The sequence below is a fragment of the Paenibacillus pinihumi DSM 23905 = JCM 16419 genome (genome assembly GCF_000422505.1).
GTDB classification, from domain to species: domain Bacteria; phylum Bacillota; class Bacilli; order Paenibacillales; family Paenibacillaceae; genus Paenibacillus_D; species Paenibacillus_D pinihumi.
Genome location: NZ_KE383870.1, coordinates 25744 through 47869, shown reverse-complemented (window position 1 = coordinate 47869; position 22126 = coordinate 25744). Strand labels below are relative to the sequence as shown.

General features: G+C 47.8%; 19 protein-coding genes and 2 pseudogenes. 8 read left to right on the top strand and 13 right to left on the bottom strand.

Annotated features, from left to right (window positions below; all coding sequences use genetic code 11):
* Positions 1–408 precede the first annotated feature (408 nt).
* The 6 genes from H583_RS0130620 to H583_RS0130595 all read right to left on the bottom strand — a co-directional run bounded on the left by H583_RS0130620 (position 409) and on the right by H583_RS0130595 (position 6719).
* Positions 409–1275, bottom strand: a complete 867-nt coding sequence (locus tag H583_RS0130620; RefSeq protein WP_028563806.1) for a helix-turn-helix transcriptional regulator — start codon at positions 1273–1275, stop codon at positions 409–411.
* 211 nt (positions 1276–1486) lie between these two features.
* A complete protein-coding gene (locus H583_RS0130615) occupies positions 1487–1873 on the bottom strand; it encodes a VOC family protein (protein WP_036711666.1) in 387 nt (128 codons plus the stop codon).
* A gap of 338 nt (positions 1874–2211) precedes the next feature.
* Complete coding sequence (locus H583_RS0130610; protein WP_028563804.1) at positions 2212–3096, bottom strand: M15 family metallopeptidase; 885 nt, start codon at positions 3094–3096, stop codon at positions 2212–2214.
* 43 nt (positions 3097–3139) lie between these two features.
* The gene (locus H583_RS0130605; RefSeq protein ID WP_028563803.1) at positions 3140–4360 is read right to left on the bottom strand and encodes a TolB family protein; all 1221 of its coding nucleotides are present in this window, start codon (positions 4358–4360) and stop codon (positions 3140–3142) included.
* Between the two features lie 197 nt (positions 4361–4557).
* Positions 4558–6018 (bottom strand): sensor histidine kinase, encoded by a 1461-nt coding sequence (locus H583_RS0130600; RefSeq protein ID WP_211228372.1) that lies wholly within the window; start codon positions 6016–6018, stop codon positions 4558–4560.
* A gap of 11 nt (positions 6019–6029) precedes the next feature.
* Positions 6030–6719 (bottom strand): response regulator transcription factor, encoded by a 690-nt coding sequence (locus H583_RS0130595; protein ID WP_028563801.1) that lies wholly within the window; start codon positions 6717–6719, stop codon positions 6030–6032.
* 294 nt (positions 6720–7013) lie between these two features.
* Here H583_RS0130595 and H583_RS0130590 point away from each other — a divergent pair, with 294 nt between their 5' ends.
* The gene (locus tag H583_RS0130590; protein ID WP_028563800.1) at positions 7014–7220 is read left to right on the top strand and encodes a YrzA family protein; all 207 of its coding nucleotides are present in this window, start codon (positions 7014–7016) and stop codon (positions 7218–7220) included.
* 3 nt (positions 7221–7223) lie between these two features.
* On the opposite strand, the gene H583_RS0130585 is transcribed toward H583_RS0130590, so the two are convergent.
* Positions 7224–8096 carry a helix-turn-helix transcriptional regulator gene (locus H583_RS0130585; RefSeq protein ID WP_028563799.1) on the bottom strand — a complete coding sequence of 291 codons (873 nt, stop codon included), beginning with the start codon at positions 8094–8096 and terminating at the stop codon, positions 7224–7226.
* A gap of 181 nt (positions 8097–8277) precedes the next feature.
* Between H583_RS0130585 and H583_RS0130580 the strand changes: the two genes are divergently transcribed.
* Positions 8278–10242, top strand: coding sequence for an alpha-amylase family protein (locus tag H583_RS0130580; protein WP_028563798.1), 1965 nt, complete (start codon positions 8278–8280; stop codon positions 10240–10242).
* Positions 10243–10323: 81 nt separating this feature from the next.
* Here the strand turns inward: H583_RS0130580 and H583_RS0130575 are convergent, their stop codons facing one another.
* Entirely contained in the window at positions 10324–11997 is a 1674-nt protein-coding gene (locus H583_RS0130575; protein WP_028563797.1) for a family 10 glycosylhydrolase, read from the bottom strand.
* A gap of 314 nt (positions 11998–12311) precedes the next feature.
* Here H583_RS0130575 and H583_RS34900 point away from each other — a divergent pair, with 314 nt between their 5' ends.
* On the top strand, positions 12312–13073 hold the full coding sequence (locus H583_RS34900) for an S-layer homology domain-containing protein (protein WP_051237257.1): 762 nt from the start codon (positions 12312–12314) through the stop codon (positions 13071–13073).
* 107 nt (positions 13074–13180) lie between these two features.
* Here H583_RS34900 and H583_RS0130565 read toward each other — a convergent pair whose 3' ends face one another.
* The gene (locus tag H583_RS0130565) at positions 13181–14344 is read right to left on the bottom strand and encodes an iron-containing alcohol dehydrogenase (RefSeq protein WP_028563796.1); all 1164 of its coding nucleotides are present in this window, start codon (positions 14342–14344) and stop codon (positions 13181–13183) included.
* 276 nt (positions 14345–14620) lie between these two features.
* On the opposite strand from H583_RS0130565, the gene uppS reads away from it, so the two are divergent.
* Positions 14621–15382 (top strand): polyprenyl diphosphate synthase, encoded by a 762-nt coding sequence (gene uppS, locus H583_RS0130560; RefSeq protein WP_028563795.1) that lies wholly within the window; start codon positions 14621–14623, stop codon positions 15380–15382.
* Positions 15383–15484: 102 nt separating this feature from the next.
* Positions 15485–16015 carry a GNAT family N-acetyltransferase gene (locus tag H583_RS0130555; protein WP_028563794.1) on the top strand — a complete coding sequence of 177 codons (531 nt, stop codon included), beginning with the start codon at positions 15485–15487 and terminating at the stop codon, positions 16013–16015.
* A 257-nt stretch (positions 16016–16272) separates the two neighbouring features.
* Here H583_RS0130555 and H583_RS0130550 read toward each other — a convergent pair whose 3' ends face one another.
* Entirely contained in the window at positions 16273–17175 is a 903-nt protein-coding gene (locus tag H583_RS0130550; RefSeq protein WP_036711625.1) for a DMT family transporter, read from the bottom strand.
* Positions 17176–17196: 21 nt separating this feature from the next.
* Positions 17197–17736, bottom strand: coding sequence for a prolyl-tRNA synthetase associated domain-containing protein (locus tag H583_RS0130545; protein ID WP_028563792.1), 540 nt, complete (start codon positions 17734–17736; stop codon positions 17197–17199).
* 122 nt (positions 17737–17858) lie between these two features.
* Here H583_RS0130545 and H583_RS0130540 point away from each other — a divergent pair, with 122 nt between their 5' ends.
* From H583_RS0130540 to H583_RS0130530, 3 genes are read left to right on the top strand one after another with little or no spacing between them, the layout of a single operon-like run.
* A complete protein-coding gene (locus tag H583_RS0130540) occupies positions 17859–18746 on the top strand; it encodes a LysR family transcriptional regulator (protein WP_028563791.1) in 888 nt (295 codons plus the stop codon).
* A gap of 56 nt (positions 18747–18802) precedes the next feature.
* A complete protein-coding gene (locus H583_RS0130535) occupies positions 18803–19432 on the top strand; it encodes a TetR/AcrR family transcriptional regulator (RefSeq protein WP_245586043.1) in 630 nt (209 codons plus the stop codon).
* A 55-nt stretch (positions 19433–19487) separates the two neighbouring features.
* Positions 19488–20318, top strand: a complete 831-nt coding sequence (locus tag H583_RS0130530) for an oxidoreductase (protein WP_028563789.1) — start codon at positions 19488–19490, stop codon at positions 20316–20318.
* Positions 20319–20567: 249 nt separating this feature from the next.
* Here H583_RS0130530 and H583_RS38230 read toward each other — a convergent pair.
* Both H583_RS38230 and H583_RS37295 read right to left on the bottom strand, forming a co-directional pair.
* Positions 20568–21338, bottom strand: a pseudogene (locus tag H583_RS38230) (IS30 family transposase).
* A 314-nt stretch (positions 21339–21652) separates the two neighbouring features.
* A pseudogene (locus H583_RS37295) lies at positions 21653–22126 on the bottom strand (hypothetical protein); the annotation flags it as partial.

Here is a 22126-nt window from a genome sequence, read left to right as displayed (position 1 = left end):
GCAGAAAATCTTTGAGCGGCCTTGCTTGCTGGCATTTTACACATATTTTCAAGTCCGCTATCGGCTTATTATTATTGTTGTCAGTCATTGCTTCGGGGAAAGAAAGGGTTCGGCCCGTTCTCCCTGTCACCTCGTTTGGGTAATATTTGCTTGTTCCTCTCTCCAATATAACATACTCTTGCCCGATCCCAAGCATTGCCTGTCCGATATTCCGCTATTCCAAATTCAAATGCTCAATGCTCCTATTAAAAAAGAAGGAACTGATCTCAGTCCTCTTCCCCGGCATCGCGTTTTATAAAATGGAAAAACCAATGACCAGGCCCTCAATGAATGGACGAGTTCTCCAATATCGGAACAGGCCCATCGCTTGATAAACGCCAATCATCGGCTTTTTAGCATACATAGGATTTAAATAAGAGCATTATACTTTTTACGGTATTGCAGGGGTGGAAATCCGGACTGCTCCGAGAATGTTCTGGAGAAGTGAGGGGTCTGTCTGAAACCCGTCTCCGACGCGATCCGCGCAATCGGCCAGTCCGTCTTAATTAACAGCAACTTGGCCTGATCCACACGATAGTGCAGCAGAAACTGCTGCGGCGTGTTTCCATAAATGTCGAGCATACAACGGGCAATGTAATTCGGGTGCAGTCCCAGTTCTTCGCCCAGAGATTTGTTCGTGATCTGGCTTTGATAGTTCCGCTTCAAATAGGCAGCCGCCCGCTCCGCAACATTGACGGATGTCGGTGCAGCGTGGGAACGCCAATCCTCCTCAATCAGCTGCAACAGCTTCACAAAGAGCTGCTGGCGCTGCCAGAAAGAAGCCGATACCGGACTGTTAGCCGCCTGGCTCAGCTCATCAAGCAGCGCATCGACTTCTTCGCGGCGGGCAAGCTTCAGACTCTTGGGCAGGCGAATCGCATATAAATAGTGATCCCCGTGCAGCTGTGCCTCCTGCCCGGCCTCACCTTCCTCCCATACACCGGGAGTCTGAAAATGAATCCAGTCAAACACCGTCTCCACTGAACAGCTCTCTCCGGCGCGATGAGGACGGTCCGGACGCAGCAGCAGCAGCTGTCCCGGCTCCAGCACCCACGTATGCTCCCCTTCAATAATCGAAAGCTGGCCCTGACGTACATATATCAAATCAAATGTCCCACGATTTGCCCGGCTCGGATGACTCTGCCCAGGCTCATAGCTGCGGCGGTCAGCCTCGATAAAATAAGGCATCGGCGGGGACAAAAAGGTTAGCATTGGCAAAGCTGTTGAAGCATTCATGATGTTCCCTGCTCCTCCTCATAATAAAAGCAACTCAATTTCCTGTTCATTTTGACTCAACGAATAAATACAATAGCTTAAATCCTTCATATGCGCAACAAAAAATCGCCAGCAGAGGATATTTTCCTCATTTCCGCAGGCTTGATGCTTCCGCATCCATCTCGTATCCGCTATCATACACCCGGAGAAGTGTATCACGGTTTCTTAGCTGTCAGGCTTGACGCAGCGCATTAAACTCTATAATATTCCCGTCCGGATCGGTCACAAACACCTGATGCCAGCCTGTGATGCTGTCCGGCTTATTGGTATAGGCAATGGAGTGCTGATCCAGCTTCTGTATGACATCGGCCATATCAGGCACCCGCAGCGCAAAATGTCCGTCCCGCGTATCAATCTGATTCGTGCCGCGCAGTGTGCGGGAAGGCTCATGAACGATCAGATGAATCTGCATCTCCCCCGCCTCATACCAGACTCCCGGGAAATCAAACGCCGGCCGGTCACCGCTCTCCTTTAACCCGAGCACTTCGCCGTAAAAATGTTTGGACCGCTCCAGATCGGTCACAATGACCGCAGTATGATGAATGCCTTGGATATTCATTTCCTTCATCCCCCGTAAGCGTCAAATTAAAAAGAAGCCCTTCTCTTGCTCCTCTTTTTTCTTCCAGTTCAAGCAGGGTTTTCGTAAAAGACGGATATCGGATCATCCAACTTCAGTATTTGTTCTTACAATTATACTTTTACTATTGGTTGGATAAGTATATCACACTTTGTCCCGGTTTCGCCCCTGGCCTATGAGGCTCTGTGAATGCAGCTATTATGGTCCGGGGACTCCTGTTATAACCCGGCCTGATGCCATGCCTGATCAAAGCAAAAATCCCCTCTGCACGAATGAGCAGAGAGGATCTTATCCTTCTTAAAGGAACTGCTTTGGTACGATTACGGATTCGTTACCGGAACCGCATCATAGTATTCTTCCAGTGTAATATCCCGGTCTTTAATATCCTTGGAGATATCCGCACCTACATAACGCAAATGCCATGGCTCATATTTGTAGCCCGTAATGGAATCCTTGCCTTGCGGGTAACGGATAATAAAGCCGTAATCATATGCATGCTCAGCGAGCCACTTGGCTTCCGGTGTGTCGCCGAAGCAATCCTCCGCTGCGCATTTGCCGTCGCTTGCCGATACATCGATTGCCAGCCCGGTTTCATGCTCGCTATGGCCCGGTACTGCGCTGTAAGTTTTAGCTTTCTCTTCTCCATCCTTCTTCACATAACGCGCGAACAGAGATTTTTGTGTCTGATGGGAACGGTAAGCGGACACTCCCGCGAGGTAGAGACCATCCTTTTTCGCGCCCTCAAACAGCTTTTCCAATGCGCCGGCAGCTTCCTTGCGCATCATCCGTTTTTCAATCTTGTCTTTAAAGGTAAAAGGAACATCCGGGTATACCAGATCCGTCGGCTTATAATCCTCAGGCAGGCTGAATTGCTTATTTACAAGCACCGCTATGCTTTTTGGATTAGATGCGGCTTCGACTGCAGGGCTGTTCGTATTTTGCGAGCCCTCGTTCCCTTTATTGCCGCCGTTGTTATCTTTGCCGTCTGTGCCCTGTTCGCCGGAGTTGTTGCCGCCCTTGGTCCCGTTATCAGCACCGCCCGGTTCTTCCAGCCCGCTGTTATTGGTGACCGGCTTGTCCGTTCCCTCCTGAACCTGATTCCCGCCCTGATTATTTTTCGGCGGCGCAGCCGGGCTGTCTGAGCATCCCGCGAATAGTGCTGTACATATAGCCAAAGCCGCAATTGTTGTAAGTATCTTCGTCATCCAAACAATCCTCCCATTCATACTTTACCCGGCACCTTAGCCGCTACATTTTAAAAATAGACGTAACCGTACGATATTGCCCGTCCCGGGTCTCCGAATCCGTAATCATGAATTGCCGGGAGCCCGGCGCCCATCGGATCGGATACGATAAACTTTGAATATCTGCCAGCGCTGTTACCTTGCCTGCCTCCAAATCAAATGCATAAAGCCCGTTCATTCCGCCCTGAGCCTCAGAGTAGACCGAAAAGAGGAGCACCTTCATATCCGGGGACCAGGACAGGCGCTGAATAAGGTTGCCTCTGGCAACTGCATCACCCTGAATATTGCCATGCGAGTCTGCCAGTACAAGCATCTCTGTCTCGCCAATCTGCTGGACAAGGGCAACCCTTGATCCATCCGGAGAAGGGGCTGCCTCAATAATGTTTGCTGCAAGCACGGACGGCTCCCCGCCTTTGATCGGAATCGACTTCAGCTTGAACTGGTCATCAATATAATAAATGGTATCCTTGATCGGATAGAGCGCAATCAAGCTGTAGTCTGATCCATACCCGCTTGAGCCGCTGCCATGCTTTTTGATCTCTACTAAGGAACGCTTGATCTTCCGCACACCATCTACCAAGTAGATATTTTCTTTTTCATTCTTGCCTGTAACAGAGCTGTCCTCTCCTCCATGAAGCGAGATGACGGATGAATTGCCGCTTGGAATATCGATCCTCTCGACAGTATGGCCTACGGACAGAAGCAGCGTATTGTTATCTGCCCAACCGGCAGTAACGATGCCCAATTCCAGCTTTACAGCCTGTGAGAGGCCGTTTATCAAATTAATAATTTGACCAGACAAATTATACTTACTTGTCTTTGCTTCTGCAATAAACGCATGCTTGCCATCCGGAGACAGCCAAACGGTGCCCTCTCCCCATTCCCAGGGAGTCTTTGCTTTCGTATCCACATTGTAAATGACAGAGGTATGACTATAAAAAGGCTCCTTGCCTTTGCCCTGCTGCCTGATTTCCTCCTGCTGGAGCAAAACCTGTTTGTCCGACAGCCAGGCCATTCCGCTCGTATTTTCGATTCGTTCAATCTGGGAAACCTCTACCTTGCCCGCAGACTGCTCCACTGCCATATCCTTGACTGTCAGCGTCGCTCCCGATGTCAGAGGGGTAACGGCCTCACCCTTGTTCGATTGAAGTCCGCAGCCCGGCAGCAGCCCGATCACAGCAACCAGCCCGGCAACTAATATGGCTTGTTGTATTTCTTTGTTCATGCTTACCACCGGCCCCCTCAAATCATAGCCAGCCGCGCGTCCTTGACTGCAGCAGCCTTTATAGCCAAAAATCCCGCTACGGATACACCTGCATCTTCCTTCGCCAAGTGCCCGGCAGACTGATAGACTCAAGTTAATGTAAAGTGTAAAGCAACAATATATCGTCAGCATTTCAACTTGTTTCAAACTTGTAAACTTTAGGGTTCATGCTGTTCAAAAGCCGGAAATACAACCGTCACTTTCGTTCCCTGCCCTTGATCGCCCTCAATCCGGATGGAGCCGTTCTGCTTCTCCACCAGAGATTTTACCAGCGCCAGTCCAAGCCCTGTCCCGCCTGAGGCGCGGGATCGGTCCTTATTAACCGTATAAAACGGCTCAAATACCCGCTCGCGCTCGTCCTCGGCGATCCCGATGCCTGTATCGGAAATCCGAATGACAGCCTGTCTGTGCTCCAGCGCACTGCTAACCCTTATCTGTCCCTGAGGGACATTATATTTAATGGCATTATCCAGCAAATTAATAAAAATATGAAGCAAATTATCCCGGTCTGCAAACACGCGCACCGGCGATAAGTCCAGGTGCATCATAATGCCAAACTTGAGCGCCTTGCCGTTCATCCGGCCACAGGCATCCTCCAGCAGCACCGCCAGATCGACAGGCTCCGGATGGCTGGCAAATGGCTCATAATTATTGAGCAAGGACAATTGCAGCGCCTGGTCGACCAGACCGGACAGCCGCTCTGCCTCTTTGGACATATTGCTCGTCGCTTCCCGGATCAGTCCGGGATCATCGTTATACATGCCGAGCAAATCAGCGTATGCTTTAATAGAAGTGACAGGTGTTTTGAATTCATGGCTAAAGTTGTTAATGAACTGCTTCTGGCTCTGCTCGAGCAGCTCAAGACGCTCCACCGCTTCTTGCAGCTTGCGCTTCTCCGTCTCCAGCCGTGCGACCTGTTGCTCAATCGTGCCGCTCATCGCATAGATTTGGCGCCCCAATTCGCCCAGCTCATCTCCCCGCATAAGCACGGGAGACTGTAAATACCGGCCGTCGCCAATCTGGTCCGCCGCGGACATCAGCTTGCGGATCGCCCTGGCTTGTCTAGCCACAAACCAATAACCAAACAGCAATCCCGATACGGTTACAATCATGCCTACCAGCAGAAACAGCCGCTCAATATATTGGTAAAATTCCTGGTCCTCTTGTATGGATATGCCCAATTGCACAACGCCAAGCAGTCCCTCCGGACCCGGTAACGGAGCAAAATACTCCACCTTGTTTTTTTCTGTAATATAGGCAATTTTTCCATTCAAAGCATGTTCCAAAGCAGGTCTGGCATCGATAGCAATTTCCATCGGCGAGGAGTTTCCTACACGCCTTCCATTCCGGTCATAGATCAGCACATGTGTCAAATTGTAGCTGTCCAGCGTAACCGCAAGCTCCTGTCCTCTGCGCTGCATGAACTCCTCGGGTGCGGTCCGCTCCCCGGTAATGTACATTTGGCGTACCTGCTTTCCGGCAAGCTCTGCCTGAATCTGGAGCGACTGCTCCCTCCCCCGGAGCTGGTTATCCTTGATGCCCTGGAGGACAAGCAGACTGAGCACAGTAAGGGTCACGAGCAGCAATACGCCGATAAACCCCATCAGCTTCCATTTCAATCCGACCCGCATCATTTCACCTCAATGAGCTTGTAGCCGATGCCATAGACGGTTTGCAGCAGGACAGGACCAACCGGTTCCAGCTTCTTGCGCAGCCGCTGAATGTGGATATCCACCGTGCGCGTCCCGCCGGCATAATCCATGCCCCATACCAGCTCCAGCAGATCCTCTCGCGTATAGACCTGGTTTGGATGGGTCGCCAGCAGCGCCAGCAGGTCAAACTCCTTCGGCGTAAGCTCGATTTCCCGGCCCGACAGCTGGGCCATGCGCTCCTGAAGCCGTACTTCCAGCGGTCCGAGCTCAACCGACTTGACCGCAGTAGGAGCTGCATTTTTGGCAAGCCGCCGCCCAAGCGCCTTGACCCTGGCAACAAGCTCCCGCAGATCAAAGGGCTTGGTCATATAATCATCGGCGCCAAGCTCCAGGCCCAGCACCTTGTCAATAATATCGTTTTTGACGGTCAACAACAGAATTCCCGGCGCATCCTCGCGCTGAAGCAGCCGGCGGCATACCTCATAGCCGTCCATCTTCGGCATCATGACATCCAGCACCAGCAGATGCGGCTTGAAGGCGTCGATTTTGCGCAGCGCCTCTTCCCCGTCTCCAGCTGTCTCTACCTGCATGCCTTCCCGTGTCAGCGCATAGGCGATTGCCCCTGCAATACTCTGTTCATCGTCTGTGACGAGAACTCTCCATTCCACCTGTTGCGCCCCCTTGCTATAATCAGCGGTCAATGAATCTTGACCGGTATATTATTCAGAATTGATCTGAATTGATCTTCTCATGAAGCCAGCTTCCCCGCAACTCATACCATATATTACCCTTCCCGGCTTCGTTCTAAAAGCTCCCGCAATTTACCCGGCCTTCCAGCGTGGCAAATATCATTTGCCGCATTAAAGACGAATTCCAATCCATGTCGGCGAAAGGTATAATAACAGTAGCAGATTGCAGGGATGCAGCCTGCCCCGATCCGAACAAGAAGGTGGTATACATATATGGATTTTATTCTTGAGACCATGGGCACCAAAGTTGAATTTTTTGAAGCGTATGACCTGAGAACGCTGGAGAAGCGCATTGACGAGCAAATTCAAATGAACAAAGCCCTCATGCTGGACGTGCATTCCGTCTCCCATCATGTCGTATTTGATCCTGACCGCAGCAAGATGCTGTACAGCGCCGTGGTTCATTTCAAACAAAAATAGGCTTTAGACGAAACCCCGCTTCCTCCGCCGATAAAGCCCTGGTGGCTGTCCGACATGGCTGCGGAAGCGGCGGATAAAATAGTTGTAATCCGGGATTGCAACCCGCTCCGCAATCTCCGGTATCGACAGCTCGCTTTCCACAAGCAGCCGCTTGGCTTCCTCCATCCTCAAATCATTCACATACTGCACCGGACTCAATCCCGTATGCTCCTTCAGGCAGCGCGTCAGATAATCCAGATTCAGACCAAGCTCCTGCTGAAGCCGCTCCGCCGAGAACGGCTCATATATCCGCTCTTGCAGGCAGCGCTCCACCTGGCAGCAAATCTGATAGGTACGTGAACTCTCCCTCCCGGATATAATGGTCTCCTGTAAATGCGCAAATAATTGGCTTAGCAGCACCTGTACATTCAGCGCCCCGGCAGCAGACAGCCTGTTTTGATCATGCAGCATAGACTGAAGCAGGGGAATGATAACCCCCGGTTCAAAACGGGCAAATTTGGGCAGATACATATTTTGCTCGGCAGGGCGTTCCACATGTTCCGCTTCCCTATGGGACGAGGTGCTCCAGGCAATATGCTTGTCCTCGATCCGTGTGTTGGAGCCCGGATGCATAAAATGAATCCAGAAGATCTCCGTGTCTTCCATACATGGCCGGCTGCCGACATGGTTCCTTCCGGCTTCCATAATGAGCATCCGGTTTGGCCCGATTGCATACTCCACACCGTCTTCTCTCATATAAAGCGTGCCCTTGCGGACAAACAGCATATCATACACCTGGAAGGTCCGTTCAAAATGGATGCTCCCCGGCTTCCAGAGCGTATGCCCGACCGTAATAAACTGCGGCAACGGCGGAATAACAAATAGCAAACATTCCATAATGACCTTTCCTCCCCTGTTTAATTGACCTCAGATCGCCAACTTGTCTCTCAAAATCAGCATTAGTATAACATAATCCGGATTGAAGTCGGAATTGTGCTATTTAATCGATTCCATGACTATACAGGCCCGCCCCCTCTCCTGTACATTTAAGCCATATTTGCTAGAGGAGGCAATCATCATGCGGTTCAGACAGGTTCATCTCGATTTTCATACCTCTGAGGCCATTGCCGGCATTGGGGCAGAATTTAATAAAGCGCAGTTTCAGGCCATGCTCAAGGAAGGGCATATCGACTCGATTACGATATTTGCCAAGTGCCATCACGGCTGGGCCTACCACAAGACTCAGGCCAATGAAATGCATCCGGGCCTGGCCTTCGACCTGCTTGGAGCCCAGATTGAGGCGGCTCATGAAATTGGCGTCAAAACTCCGGTATACCTGTCCGCAGGACTGGATGAAAGGCTCGCCCGCCGCCACCCGGAGTGGCTGTACCGCCAGCAGGATGAGAGCATTAACTGGACAAGGGACTTTCTTACGCCCGGTTACCATGAATTCTGCCTGAACACCCCTTACCTGGAGCTTCTGCTGTCCCAGGTGGAGGAAGTAACGCGGAACTATGATGTCGACGGCATCTTCCTCGATATTGTCGGGGCCCGCACCTGCTATTGCCAGTCCTGTGTGGCCACACTTCGCGGCAGAGGGCAGGACCCGCGTGACCGGGCTGCTGTCGTAGCTTTGGGTGAAGAGGTATACGCTAATTATACCCGCCAGGTTAGAGAGCGAATTCATGCTATTAAGCCAGGAACGCCTATCTTCCACAATGGCAGCCATATCCGCAGAGGACGCAGAGATTTGGCGGAGATGAATACGCATCTCGAGCTGGAATCGCTGCCTACCGGAGGTTGGGGCTATGACCATTTCCCGTTGTCAGCCCGTTATGTGCAGCAGCTTGGGATGGACTACCTCGGCATGACCGGCAAGTTCCATCTCTCTTGGGGCGAATTTGGCGGTTACAAGCACCCTAATGCGCTGCGCTATGAAACGGCGCTAAGTCTGGCCAATGGCGCACGCTGCTCGATTGGCGATCAATTGGCTCCTTCCGGCAAGATGGATGAAGCCACATACCGTCTGATCGGGGCTGCCTATGCCGAAGTTGAACAAAAGGAAGCCTGGTGCGAGGGCGTCACCAATATAGCAGATGTCGCGCTGCTCTCTGTTGAAGCCGTTCCAGGCAAACACAGGGATGACCATTCCATTCAGTCTGATCCCGGTGCTGTTCGTATGCTGCTTGAGGGAAATGTTTTGTTTGACATCATTGATACGGATGCTGATTTTACTGCTTACAAGGTTATTGTCCTACCGGATCACATCCGCCTGACAGCGCAATTGGCAGATCAATTAAACAGCTATACCGCACAAGGCGGAAAGCTGCTCGCTACCGGCGAGAGCGGCCTGAATGAAGCGGGCGATGCCTTTGCAGTCGATTTGGGTGTGAGCTGGGTATCTCCATCCGCTTATAAACCGGATTATTTCCGTCCTGACTTCAGCCTCCCGAGCCTTGGAACAGCTTCCTTCGTCATGTACGAGCAAGGCCAACTGGTTGAATTGGCCGGGGCACAATCTCTCGGCTTCAGAGAGAAGCCTTATTTCAACCGTGATCTCTTCACATTCTGCTCCCATCAGCATACGCCAAGCTCCGGGGAGCATGCAGGACCTGGAATGTCCCTTCATGAAAGCGGCATTTATCTGGGCTGGCCCGTATTCCATGAGTACGCGACCAAGGGGAGTCTGGCGCTGAAGGAAATTGTCCTGCATGCCCTTGGGCTGCTGCTGGGCGACAAGCAGACCCTGCAAACAAGCCTGCCTGCACAAGGCGTGACCACCCTGCAACACCAACAGCAGCACGGGCGTTATGTTCATCATCTGCTCTATGCTTCGCCTGTAAAGCGCGGCAACGGTGTTGAAATTATCGAAGATATCATCCCGCTCCACGACATTAAATCATCTGTCAGGCTGCCCGCTGCCGCCAAGCGCGTCTATTTGGCGCCACAGGGCGAGGAGCTTGCCTTCGAGCAGAACGGCAATATCGTCAGCTATGTATTGCCGCGGCTGGAGTGCCATCAAATGATCGTTATTGAAGCCTAGCCCGGAACCTTATAGACAACAGACAGCGCCCGCTTTTCGTCTGGTCACCTGACCTTTTGACGAAGCGGGCGCTGGTTTTGTTTAAGATGCGATATAATAATTGCGCAATGCATCCTTGATGCCAAGCGGATTTTTACGAATATCCTTGGCGCTGAAGAAGACATCGCCTTTTACTTCCGGATACTTCTCGTTATATTTAAGCTGATTAATAATTTCCTGTGCGCTTTGCCAGCCTGCTTCCTTCGTCCCCAGCTTATACGGGGCATGGCCGATATAGAGATCTACGCCAGTCCCCTTGACCTCCTGTACCCACCAGTCGACCAGCTTGTCATACCGGGCTGCCGGGAAGGACATGCTCCAGTAAATTTGCGGATTAATATAATCAATCCATCCCTGCCTGATCCATGTCCGTACATCAGCGTACATGCTGTCATAGGTAGTGACACCTGCTTTCGTGTCAGAGCCGGTCTTGTCCACCGACTGGTTGCGCCAGACACCGAACGGGCTGATGCCGTACCTTACTTTTGGCTTCGCAGCATGAATGGTAGTTCCCAGATCGCGCACAAACGCATTAATATTGCTGCGGCGCCAGTCTGCCTTGGATGCGATGCTATTCGGGTTATAGGCCTGGAAGGTCTGATTATCAGCGAAATCGACATTGGTCGGATAGAAGTAATCATCCAGATGAACGCCGTCAATATTATAGCCGTTCACGACTTCCATAATCGTGTTAATGATATGCTGGCGAGCCTGCGGAATTCCCGGATTGATGTACAGCTTGCCTCCTGCATTGACAATCCAGTCCGGCTGCTGCTTCACAACATGATTGTTAGTCAAAGTTTCCGTCTTGGCATCCACACTCGCCCGGAACGGGTTGAACCACGCATGGAATTCCATCCCCCGCTTGTGCGTCTCTTCAATCATGAAGGAGAGCGGATCGTAGTCGGGTGCAAGCCCCTGTACACCGGTCAGAAACCTGGACCAGGGTACCAGCAAGGACGGATAAAAAGCATCGCTTGCGGGACGCACCTGCACAAATACGGCATTCATTCCAATCGATTGCACATCATCGAGAAGCTGCCTGAACTCCTCCATCTGCTTTAAGGATTTTCCATAGGAGCCTTGGGAAGGCCAATCCAAATTATATACCGTGGACACCCATACACCGCGCAGCCCTTTCCCTGATGTATTCCCGTCCGATGGCGCATTGCCTTCAGGCCGATTCCCCGGGTTGCCATCAGATGGCTGCCCGCCCGGCTCCGGATCGCCGCCTGTACCAGAAGATGGCTGAGACGGATGTTCACTTCCGCCTGTTGTCAGTGTAATGAGCTGCTCCTTTTGACTCCATTTGACGTTCAGACCCAATGTCTCACTGACGAAGCGCAGCGGTACCATCGTGCGCCCCGATTTCATATCTACGCTTGCTTCCAGATCGATCCGGTTGTCGTTAACCAAAGCAAAACGTTCACCGCGCTTCATTACAATGAGCTTGTCCGCTCCGCCCCGGATCGTCACCTGCTGCTCCTTCTGGCTCCAGCCTACGGTTGCCCCCAACTCCTCGCTAATAATCCGCAGCGGCACCATCGTCACATTCGCGACCGGGATAATATAAGGCGCTACATCGCTTTCAATCGTCTTGCCGTCCAGTACAATGCTGATTCCGCCAGCCGCCCCTGCTGCATGGCCCACAGGCACTGCGAGCGTCAAAAACATAGCCGCCAGCACCAGCCAGACGGCCCATTTCCTTCCCTTCATGTTTGCCCGAATCCTCCTGTTTGTACATTTTTTTGGATTGTTGCTTCATATCCATTAGCAAACCTTTCCTGTAACTTTAGACGCTTTTTACAGCCGTTTGTTGCTCACCTTAGAAAATATATCGGTAGGGACAGGGATGCCTATGGAGCGGCTTTATATAAATCTTAGATGATCTTAAGGCAGGTTTAAGATAGATTTCAGATGGGCTTTAGATAGCTTTCATGGATCACTATTACCCGGCTAAAGCCTCACAAGACCCTATTTTAAAGCCGGCCAGGGCTGAGCTAGTATAATTTGAAGGCTTATACAGCCAATTGCGTACCAAAACGGCCTTTACCCAAGTAAAAGCGACGGCGGATGGCAAGCTGACTGTAGAAGATTCCGTATTCGGAAAGCATGTTCTTACGCAGGTGGATGATTTGCTGTTCAAAGACGAGGATGGCAAGCTAATGGCTTTCCAGGCAAATAAAGACGGTTCCATCGGCTACCTGCAATACCGTTATGAGCTGAGCACATCGAAAAAGCTTCAAATTCCGCAGCCATTCTCTGATGTCAGCGAACAAAGCCCTTACGCCCCCTCCATTGAATACTTACAGCTGCTCGGATTTTTGGAGGGAAAAAGCAATGGGACATGGGGAGCTGAAAGACCGATCACCCGCGGCGAATTTGCAGATTTGGCAGTAAAATCCCTGTTCATGCTCCCTTCCAAGGAGCCTGCCGTCTTCAAGGATGCGAAGAATCATCCTGCTGCGGCTGCGATCCAGACCTTGTATGAGTTTGGTATCGTCAATGGCCGTCCGGGAGCAGCCTTCCAGCCGGATAAGGCGATTACCCGACAAGAGGCAGCCGTTATTCTCAGCCGTATGATGCTACTGCAAGGAGTTGAGCCAATGGATGCGAAGCTTGCAGGCGCAACAGACGCTTGGGCAGTAGAAAGCGTGAAGCTGGTTGTAGCGCTTGGCCTGTATGGACCCGAGACGGTAGAGGATACCAATGGTGCAATTGACTACAAGTCCAAACAACCGATGCTGCGCCAGGAAGCAGCAATCATGTTTGCCAAGGCGCTGGCATCGTAAGATAGTGAATCTCCTTAGTTAACATAAAGACCCGTCCCGCATCCGGCCTTGTACAGGCTGATTGCGGGACGGGTCTTCTAAAATCTGTATGAAACGGGAAATCCGGACTACAGGCTTGCTTTCAATATGTTCACAACATCGTCCTTCGCCAGCTTCTTGAAGGAGCCGATTGGACCAAATAGTGTTGCTTCCTCAGCCATACGCTCGATCTGCTCGCCGTTGATACCGAGCTCACCGAGTGTTGCAGGCGCGCCAATACGTGTGAAATATGCACGGGTGGCCTCTATGCCAGCCAATGCAATTTCATCGTCTGTTTTGCCTGCCGGATCAACTCCCCATACCCGTACAGCAAATTGCACGAACCGTTCTACACGCTCCTTGTACACATACTTCATCCAGTTCGGGAAAATAATTGCGAGGCCGGCACCATGTGCGATATCATAGATTGCGCTCACTTCGTGCTCAATGCCATGTGTTGCCCAGTCTGTAACAACCCCGATCGGCAAAGTGCCGTTCAGGGCATAGGTTCCGGCAAGCAGCAGATTAGCCCGCGCATTATAATCTGAACCATTGGCAATCGCCTTCTCCCCGTTTTCAATAACCGTGAGCAGAATGGATTCACCGAATCTTTCCTGAAGCGGAGTATCCGTGGTCAGGCTGAAATATTGCTCAAACACATGCGACATAATATCGACAATGCCGTTAACCGTCTGGTTGGCAGGTACTGTATACGTAAGCTTTGGATCAAGGATAGAGAACTTCGGATAGACGAGCTTGCTTCCGAAAGCACGCTTCTGCTTAGTCTCCCAGTTGGAAATGACAGAGTTGCCGTTCATCTCTGAACCGGTAGCGGCCAGCGTCAGAATTGTACCGAGCGGCAGTGCCTGTTTCACTACAGCCTTGCGAATGGTGAAATCCCATACATCGCCTTCATACAGTGCCCCTGCAGCAACAGCCTTCGCTGCATCAATTACGCTGCCTCCGCCCACTGCGAGTATAAACTGTATATTTTCATCCCGGCAAATTTGAATACCTTTGTTGACCGTCGACAACCGCGGATTCGGTTCAATGCCTGGCAGCTCATGAACAACCGCCCCGATCCCGGACAACTGCTCCTTTACCTGATCATACAGTCCTGATTTTTTGATGCTGCCTCCGCCGTATACGAGCAAAATCCGCTCTCCGAACGGCTTTACCAGCTCACCTAACTGGCTGACCTTATCCTCTCCAAAGACAAGCTTGGTCGGGTTGTACAATTCAAAAGCGTTCATATTTCTTCCCTCCTGGGCTATTGAGTAAATACATCTGGATACTCAGTATACCACTTTCAAATAAGAAAAGCACATTTCATCAGCCTGTCCGCAAACGGTTGGAAATACCTGTTTTTTACTCCTCCCATCCTTGTTGTTTATAATTATTCCCTTGACATTAAAGGAATAGTTAGGTATTTATGAAGAATAGAGAGAATGATTTCCAGCAATTAAATAGAAGCTGCGGATATTTTGCTTTTATACGAGTATGCCGTCTTCTCTGAAAGGAAGTTATCGATGAAATGGCCTTTCTTCACTAACCAACGTACAAAATTACAAGCCAGCCTTTTAAATCACGAGCTATTCCCTAAACATATTGCAATCATTATGGACGGCAACGGCCGCTGGGCCACCAGGAAAGGGATGCCCCGCAACGTCGGCCATTACCAGGGCATGATGACGATGCGCAAAATCATTCAAGATTGTGCGAAAATCAATCTTCAGAGCTTAACCTTATATGCATTCTCGACTGAGAACTGGACGAGAGACACAACAGAGGTTAATTACCTGGTCAAGCTTCCGATTGAATTTTTTCAGGATAACACCATTGCAGAGCTTGTCCAGCACAATATCCGCGTTCACTACAGCGGGGATATATCCAGGTTCCCGGAAGAAACGATTCAAATACTCCAAAAGGTTCAGGCTGCAACAAGCGGATGCAGCGGAATGATCTTGAACATGGCACTCAACTACGGCGGCAAAGCTGAGGTGCTGCAAGCTTGCAAAAGTTATATCCAGACTGTCATCGACGGGAATGAAAAGCTGGAGGACTTCTCCGAGGATGTATTCGAACAATATTTGTATACCAACGGCCTCCCTCCTGTAGATCTCATGATTCGCACCAGCGGCGAAGTGCGTCTAAGCAACTTTCTGCTCTGGCAGTCAGGCAGTTCGGAGCTGTGGTTCACTAAGGAATTATGGCCGGATTTCAATAGAGGGCTTCTGATGGAGGCAATCGGTGATTATATCGGACGCAAGCAGGAACGGATTGCGACCTAGTAACCTGCTCAAAAAAGAGACACAGCCGGCACCCATTTGGTCGTTCAAGACCCGGTAAGCTGTATGTGTCTCTTCTTTCTTACATTACGAGGAGGTTAGAGTATGGTGCCAACACTGGAAACACAAAGACTCCTGTTAAGAGAAATCAGACCGGAAGACATCGACTCTATTTATGATTGTTTCTCTAATGCGGAAGCGATGAAATATTATGGTCAAGATCCTTTTACAGACAAAGCACAGGCTATTAACCTGATTAATCACTTCACTTCCATTCATCAGGAACAAAAAGGCATGCGCTGGGGAATCCAGCTCATAGGTCAAGACAAGCTGATCGGGACTATCGGTTTCAATTTATGGACTCCAAAGTACAGACGGGCAGAGATCGGGTATGAGATTCACCCCGACTTCTGGGGACAAGGATATGCGACAGAAATTATTTCAGAAGTGATTCAATATGGATTCAGAGAATTACAACTCGCCCGTATTGGCGCCGTAGTGCTTATGGATAATGAAGCATCCCATAAAGTGCTGAAAAAATCAGGGTTTGAACAAGAGGGAATTCTCAGAAATTATATTTATCAAAATGGCCGCTCCCATGACACCTGTGTTTATTCTATTTTAAACACAAATTAAGTGCATAAAATATACTCACGACCCTTGATATTCAGCATACAGCAAAGAAAAAACAACAAGATCTACATATGAAAAGACTTGAACGGTGTGAAAGGCATATATTTTACAACTGCCTCGTTTGAATACAGATCCAATATATCCTCCTGATCCTTCTCTTCGCTTTTTCGCAGAATAAGGCGTTCTGTTTGTAATTCGGGAAACTCACATCTATCGTTTTCAATGATAGGCCATCCGACTCTGGCCAACTCCTTTTTTTTCTAATTAGAGTTACTCTTTTGAATCTGAATGGTTTTTACCCCCTTCCCCTTCTCCCCGCCAGCTTCTCCCATCCATATCGAGCCCAACAGCAAAATAGCGCCGGTTAGCTGTTGCAAAGTCATATTCTCTCCAATAATCAGAACTGAGATTAATAGAGAGGTCAGGGGATCGATAAAACTCAATACAGCGATGCTTTGGCCATTAAGTTTTTTCATTCCGGCAAAGAAAAGATAAAAACCAACCCCGCCATGAACGATGCCCAGTACAAGCATCAAAATGACCGTGCTGCTGGTTATTGAAATGAAATCAAAGCCCTCCGTAAACAGCACAATTGGGGATAGCATCATAACTGACAAGCCTAACTGAAGAAGTGTAATTGCAAGCCCGTCAAGGTCCCGGATAAACTTGTTGACCAGTGTCAATCCGGCATAGAAAACCGCAGCTACCAGTCCATAGCCGATGCCGAGAAGATGGTGTCCGGTTGTTTCCATCCTTCCGTTTTGTAATAGGAAGAACAAACCCAGCAGAGCAATACCGATACATACCGTCTTTTTGAGAGACAGCTTTTCTTTTAAAATGAAAGGTGAGAACATAATCACCAGAACCGGAGCAAAATAATAGCTCAATGCCGCATTGGCAATCGTGGTTTCCTTGTACGCCTGAAACAAAAAAATCCAGTTGCCGCTTAAAGCAATGCTCGCAAAGAATAGAGCGGCAGCATTTTTCTTCATCTTGCGCCAAGATATTTTCTGATTTGTCCATACAAAGACGGCAAGCAGAAACAGAGCGCCAATCAAGCTCAAGAACAACGCAATTTTGCTGGAAGACATATCGATATATTTAGCAAACACGCCAACTGCGCCGAAGATGATCATCGACAAGATAAAATAAAGTTTATCCATTATTTATTACACATCACTTTCTTAAATTTGAATCACGGTTGGAATGTGGTTGGCGTAGGTCAGAAAATCACAGATGACCTGCGAGGATTTAATTTTCAGATAACCAGTAGTCGTCCCGTCACTACATCCATACCATTCTTCAGCAACCACTTCTTCATCAAACACAACCTGTACAGTCTGTTCTTTATCGAGCAAAATACCAAAAATAGTGGCAGCACCGATTTTTACGCCTAACATACTTTCCAACTGTTCAGCCGAAGCAAAGGATACACGGGGAATTCCTAGTTTCTTACTAAACTCCTTTGATTTGAACTGCTTATCAGCAGTAGTAATAAACAAATAGAACCTGGTTTGCTGCCTGTTGCATAGGAAAAGCGTCTTTACCATATTAAATTCGAGCTTTTGATTGATTTGGATACAATCCTCCATTGTGATTGCTTCGTCTGTATTTACACGTTCAAAAGGAATTCCCAAATTTATTAATGTCTCATAGGTCTTTTCATGCAGTGGCGTCAGATACCTGTCTGGCTTTGTTTTGAAAATATCGCTTATAAAAAACATCGTAAGATTTCCTTTCATTTGAGTTCTTTTGCATTGTAGTGTATCATTCATTCAAACATGACAAAAACGAATGTTTATCATGGATATCATGATAAAATCAGATCAATTGAGGTGATATTGGTATGGATAAGAACATTCAGAAATATTTGGCTTTAATCAAGACAGTGGAGTACGGGAGCTTTACAAAAGCAGCCGATGCATTGAACTATTCACAATCAGGAATCAGCCGCATGATTAGCGATTTAGAAGCAGAGTGGAAGATATCTCTCCTTGAGCGCGGACGCTCCGGCGTACGTCTGACTTCCGAGGGTCTTAAAGTACTTCCCTACGCAAAAAGTGTTTGTAATGAATATCAAAAATTGCAAACGCAAATCGATGAATTAAACGGGCTCCAATCAGGGTTCATTCGGATTGGGACCTTTTCAAGTGTAGCCACCCACTGGCTTCCGAATATAATCAAAGCATTTCAAAAAGAGTATCCCAACATCGACTATGAGCTTTTGCTTGGTGATTATACGGAAATCGAAAGCTGGATATTGGAAGGACGCGTGGATTGCGGCTTTCTAAGACTTCCCGCACAGGCCAATCTGGATACAATTTTTTTAGAGGAGGACAAGTTGCTTGTAATCCTGCCTGAAAACCACACATTGGCCGATTGTGATCGTTTCCCAGTCAAGGCATTAGGTGAAGAGCCATTTATGCTGTTGGAAAAAGGGGCAAAAACTGAAATATCGGAAATATTCGAACGATGCAAGATTATACCAAATGTAAAGTTTACAACATGGGATGATTATGCCATTATGTCGATGGTGGAAAGCGGTTTAGGGATCAGCATTTTACCGGAGCTTATTTTGAAGCGCATTCCCTACCGTATTGTTGCAAGAGAACTTGAAGTACCGGCCTGCCGTAAGATCGGCCTTGCAATGAAAGATAAGGACTCCGCATCGCTCGCGGTCAAGAGATTTTTAGATTACCTGCAATACAGAAGTATTACTGAAATAAAACCTTAATGTAATTAAGGTAAACCGTGAACGTCAAATAGCCCTCACCAATTGGTGAAGGTTGTTTGGCGTCCATTAATGTCCAATTGACATTAAATGAACAATCATTTATTATTCTTCTCATGAGACATAAAGATGATAACAAAGTAGAAGCGATTTTTGATGCGACAATTCAGCTGGTGAACGAGATTGGTTTGGCTGAGACAACAATTAATAAAATTTCGAAAAAAGCAAATGTTTCGGCCGCGACGATTTATATTTATCATGAGAACAAGGAGGACTTGCTTCTTAAAACCTATATGAAGGTTAAAGGGAAAATGAGTGAAAGGATGTTCCAGGGATTAGATGAAGCCCTTTCGGTTAAAGAGCGATTTGACTCTATAATCCGTAATTATGTCCAATTTATTCAGACAAATAAGGAGTATTTTTTATTCTTAGAGCAAGTAATGAATTCGCCTCTTCCCCAGAAATGGTGTTTGGAGGAATCCTCCAGCTTATTTCAACCCGTTTTTGAAATGTTTGAGATGGGAAAAGAACAAAAATTATTGAAACAAGCAGATGTTCGTATGTTAGTGGTCTATTCCATCCTGCCAATTGCTGAGCTTGTAAAAGAAAATTTAAAAAAAGGCACTTCATTTGAAGATCGGGAATTGAATGCTGCATTGATTATGAGCTGGGATGCTATAAAAGCATGAAGGAATCAGACGAAGTCATTTGATGATCCTATATCCATGAATGGAGCTGAAAAAGATGTTAGAGAAAGTGGTATTTATAACCGGAGCGTCTTCTGGAATGGGAGAGACAACGGCTCTGCGGCTGAAAAAAGCGGGTTATACTGTTTACGCAGGAGCCAGAAGAGTTGAAAGAATGAACAATTTACAGCAACAGGGAATTCACACACTTCGTCTCGATGTAACTGATGATTCATCCATGACTCAGGCGATAGAACAAATTATCAAAGAACAAGGAAGAATAGATATTCTGATTAATAATGCCGGATACGGGTCATATGGTGCTTTGGAAGATGTACCGATTTCGGAAGCGAAATACCAATTCGAAGTTAATGTTTTTGGTTTGGCAAAACTGACTCAATTAGTATTACCCTATATGAGAAAAGAAAAATACGGAAAAATTGTGAATATCTCTTCAATCGGCGGCAAAATTTACGAACCGCTAGGTGCATGGTATCATGCTACAAAGTTTGCAGTTGAAGGATTAAGCGATTGTCTAAGGCTGGAAGTAAAGGGTTTTGGAATTGACGTTATCGTTATTGAACCAGGGGGAATTAAAACGGAATGGTCAGGTATCGCTGGAGAAAATCTGTTAAAAACTTCTGGGAGCACAGCATATGGGCAACTCGCAAGGCAAATGGCAAATATGTTCAGGAATTCAACCAGCGGCTCCGAACCGGATGTGATAGCAAAAATAATTGAGAAATCAATTCAGGCGAGAAAACCAAAAACGAGATACGCAGCGGGGTTTGGATCGAAGCCGTTTTTATTTTTAAGAAAAATACTCTCGGATAAAGCCTACGATCGTTTATGGATGTTCATTCTTAGAAGTACGGCTAAAAATAATTGAAGCCATAAGAGAACAATTAAGTAAAGTAATTTATTATTGTATAATAAATGAATGTTTATTTATTATGTGTGCATTTAAATAAATTCCCTGGTTAATTCATTTAAAAGTTTGCTTCTTTCAGAGTAAATTGATACTAATCAATGAATTCCGGCAGGCTCAATATTTTGAGGCTGCCGGATTGATTTACTTTTATTTAGTTTACTAATCCAAATTTCCTGACTTTTCAAAAGCCGCTCTACACAAGGTTCATTAATGCTTCGCTAAATTTAGATGTGTCCGATATTCATAGGCTGTAATTCCATATATACTTTTAAAATGTCTGTTTAGATGGGATAAGTCAACAAAACCGAATGCAGCTACTGCTGAATATATCTCTATTTATTTCAATTAACTTCTTCGCACTTTCGACTTTGCAATTTAGAAAATATTGATAGGGTGAAATCCCGGTATGTGCCTTGAAGAGCCTGATAAATTGAGATTTCGACAGATAAAGCTCTTTACAAATCTCATCAAGCTTAAGCACATGTCCCAAGTTGGCTTGGAGCATTTCCTTTGTTTTTCTGATTAAGGAGTGATCTTTCTTAAAGGTCCCTTGCGGGTACTGACTAGCCGCTACACCGAAGGCGACCTCCATCGAATGTGCTGTGCGATTTGGCATCTTAACAGCGAAGTAGAGCCGAGTTTTCCACTCTACAAAAGTAGCTGCACAAGCCTTCCTTTTTCCTCTGCTAGACACAACTGTATCCGGCTCCAAATGCCCAAACGTTGTACACTTACGCACTTCCTTCGGACGCTGACGAATTGGAGTATCTACGAGGAAACGCCCCCGTGTTTCCATCGGCTTGCGTCGCTTCATTGTGACGCAGCACTAATGGCTCGCAGACCTTCAGTTTCCCTTTATAGAGCCAGCGGTAGACCGTCTTGAAACAGATGAAGATTTACTTCTTCACTTCGCCTTCCTTCTGCGATCTGCTCGGGCGACCAGGTCTGCTCCCGCTCCTCTTGTAGTTCTCTGGAAATTTCAGGTGCATACTTGCCTGCGGGTCTACTTGAAGCTCTCAGTTGCTAATAAGCCTTCTGGGCCACTCCAGCTTGGTACGTCCGGTCTAACAGGCCGCGTTTAAGTTCTCGAGCGATGGTGGCATGATGGCGACCAAGCTTTCGACCGTAGCTCCGCAAGGTCACCAAAACTGGGGACAGATGCTGTTGCAACTCTCGGTCTTCTTTCCCGAGCACATCGGACAACATCTGCCGTGAGAGCTGTTCTCCCCCATGGGGAGAACCTTTATTCATGAGTTTACACATAATTCTTGACAGACCCTTTATTACTAAACCTAAACCGATGGTCCCTGTGCAAATTTAATTATAACTATATTAGCTGATGCAGATGCAGCAGTTTGAACTATTGTTCTAGCTGCTCCTGAACGATTTTGAATAGACACAGTATATGGTACAGCTGTTGCATTTATTAGGGCAAAACCAGCAAGATTTCCACCATCAGTAGAATCAGTACCTACAGATGAGAGTGGTACACCATTTTCAAGTGTGCCAAATGAACTTGCTGGACTACCTGCTACTAAGTTTACTGCCCAGTTAACTAAATAAAGACCTATTTCATTAATCGTTATAACGTTTGTACCATTAAAAGTAAATGCTGTCCCATCAAGTTCGGGAAGAGTTGTATAGTTTACTAAACCTAGGTCTGGTATAACAAAATTACCATTATTTAATATTTCTATTCCACTAGAAAGAATTGGACCTGTGGCTCCCGTGGCTCCGGTGACTCCTGTCGCTCCGGTGGCTCCCGT

Bases quoted from the DNA above. Each gene is read 5' to 3' on its own strand.
- H583_RS0130585 (WP_028563799.1), bottom strand. From the start codon at position 8,096: ATGGAATGTTTGCTATTTGTTATTCCGCCGTTGCCGCAGTTTATTACG.
- H583_RS0130555 (WP_028563794.1), top strand. From the start codon at position 15,485: ATGGTGCCAACACTGGAAACACAAAGACTCCTGTTAAGAGAAATCAGA.
- H583_RS0130610 (WP_028563804.1), bottom strand. From the start codon at position 3,096: ATGACGAAGATACTTACAACAATTGCGGCTTTGGCTATATGTACAGCA.
- H583_RS0130590 (WP_028563800.1), top strand. From the start codon at position 7,014: ATGGATTTTATTCTTGAGACCATGGGCACCAAAGTTGAATTTTTTGAA.
- uppS (WP_028563795.1), top strand. From the start codon at position 14,621: ATGAAATGGCCTTTCTTCACTAACCAACGTACAAAATTACAAGCCAGC.
- H583_RS0130615 (WP_036711666.1), bottom strand. From the start codon at position 1,873: ATGAATATCCAAGGCATTCATCATACTGCGGTCATTGTGACCGATCTG.
- H583_RS0130540 (WP_028563791.1), top strand. From the start codon at position 17,859: ATGGATAAGAACATTCAGAAATATTTGGCTTTAATCAAGACAGTGGAG.
- H583_RS0130550 (WP_036711625.1), bottom strand. From the start codon at position 17,175: ATGGATAAACTTTATTTTATCTTGTCGATGATCATCTTCGGCGCAGTT.
- H583_RS0130605 (WP_028563803.1), bottom strand. From the start codon at position 4,360: ATGAACAAAGAAATACAACAAGCCATATTAGTTGCCGGGCTGGTTGCT.
- H583_RS0130530 (WP_028563789.1), top strand. From the start codon at position 19,488: ATGTTAGAGAAAGTGGTATTTATAACCGGAGCGTCTTCTGGAATGGGA.
- H583_RS0130580 (WP_028563798.1), top strand. From the start codon at position 8,278: ATGCGGTTCAGACAGGTTCATCTCGATTTTCATACCTCTGAGGCCATT.
- H583_RS0130565 (WP_028563796.1), bottom strand. From the start codon at position 14,344: ATGAACGCTTTTGAATTGTACAACCCGACCAAGCTTGTCTTTGGAGAG.
- H583_RS0130620 (WP_028563806.1), bottom strand. From the start codon at position 1,275: ATGAATGCTTCAACAGCTTTGCCAATGCTAACCTTTTTGTCCCCGCCG.
- H583_RS0130575 (WP_028563797.1), bottom strand. From the start codon at position 11,997: ATGAAGGGAAGGAAATGGGCCGTCTGGCTGGTGCTGGCGGCTATGTTT.
- H583_RS0130545 (WP_028563792.1), bottom strand. From the start codon at position 17,736: ATGTTTTTTATAAGCGATATTTTCAAAACAAAGCCAGACAGGTATCTG.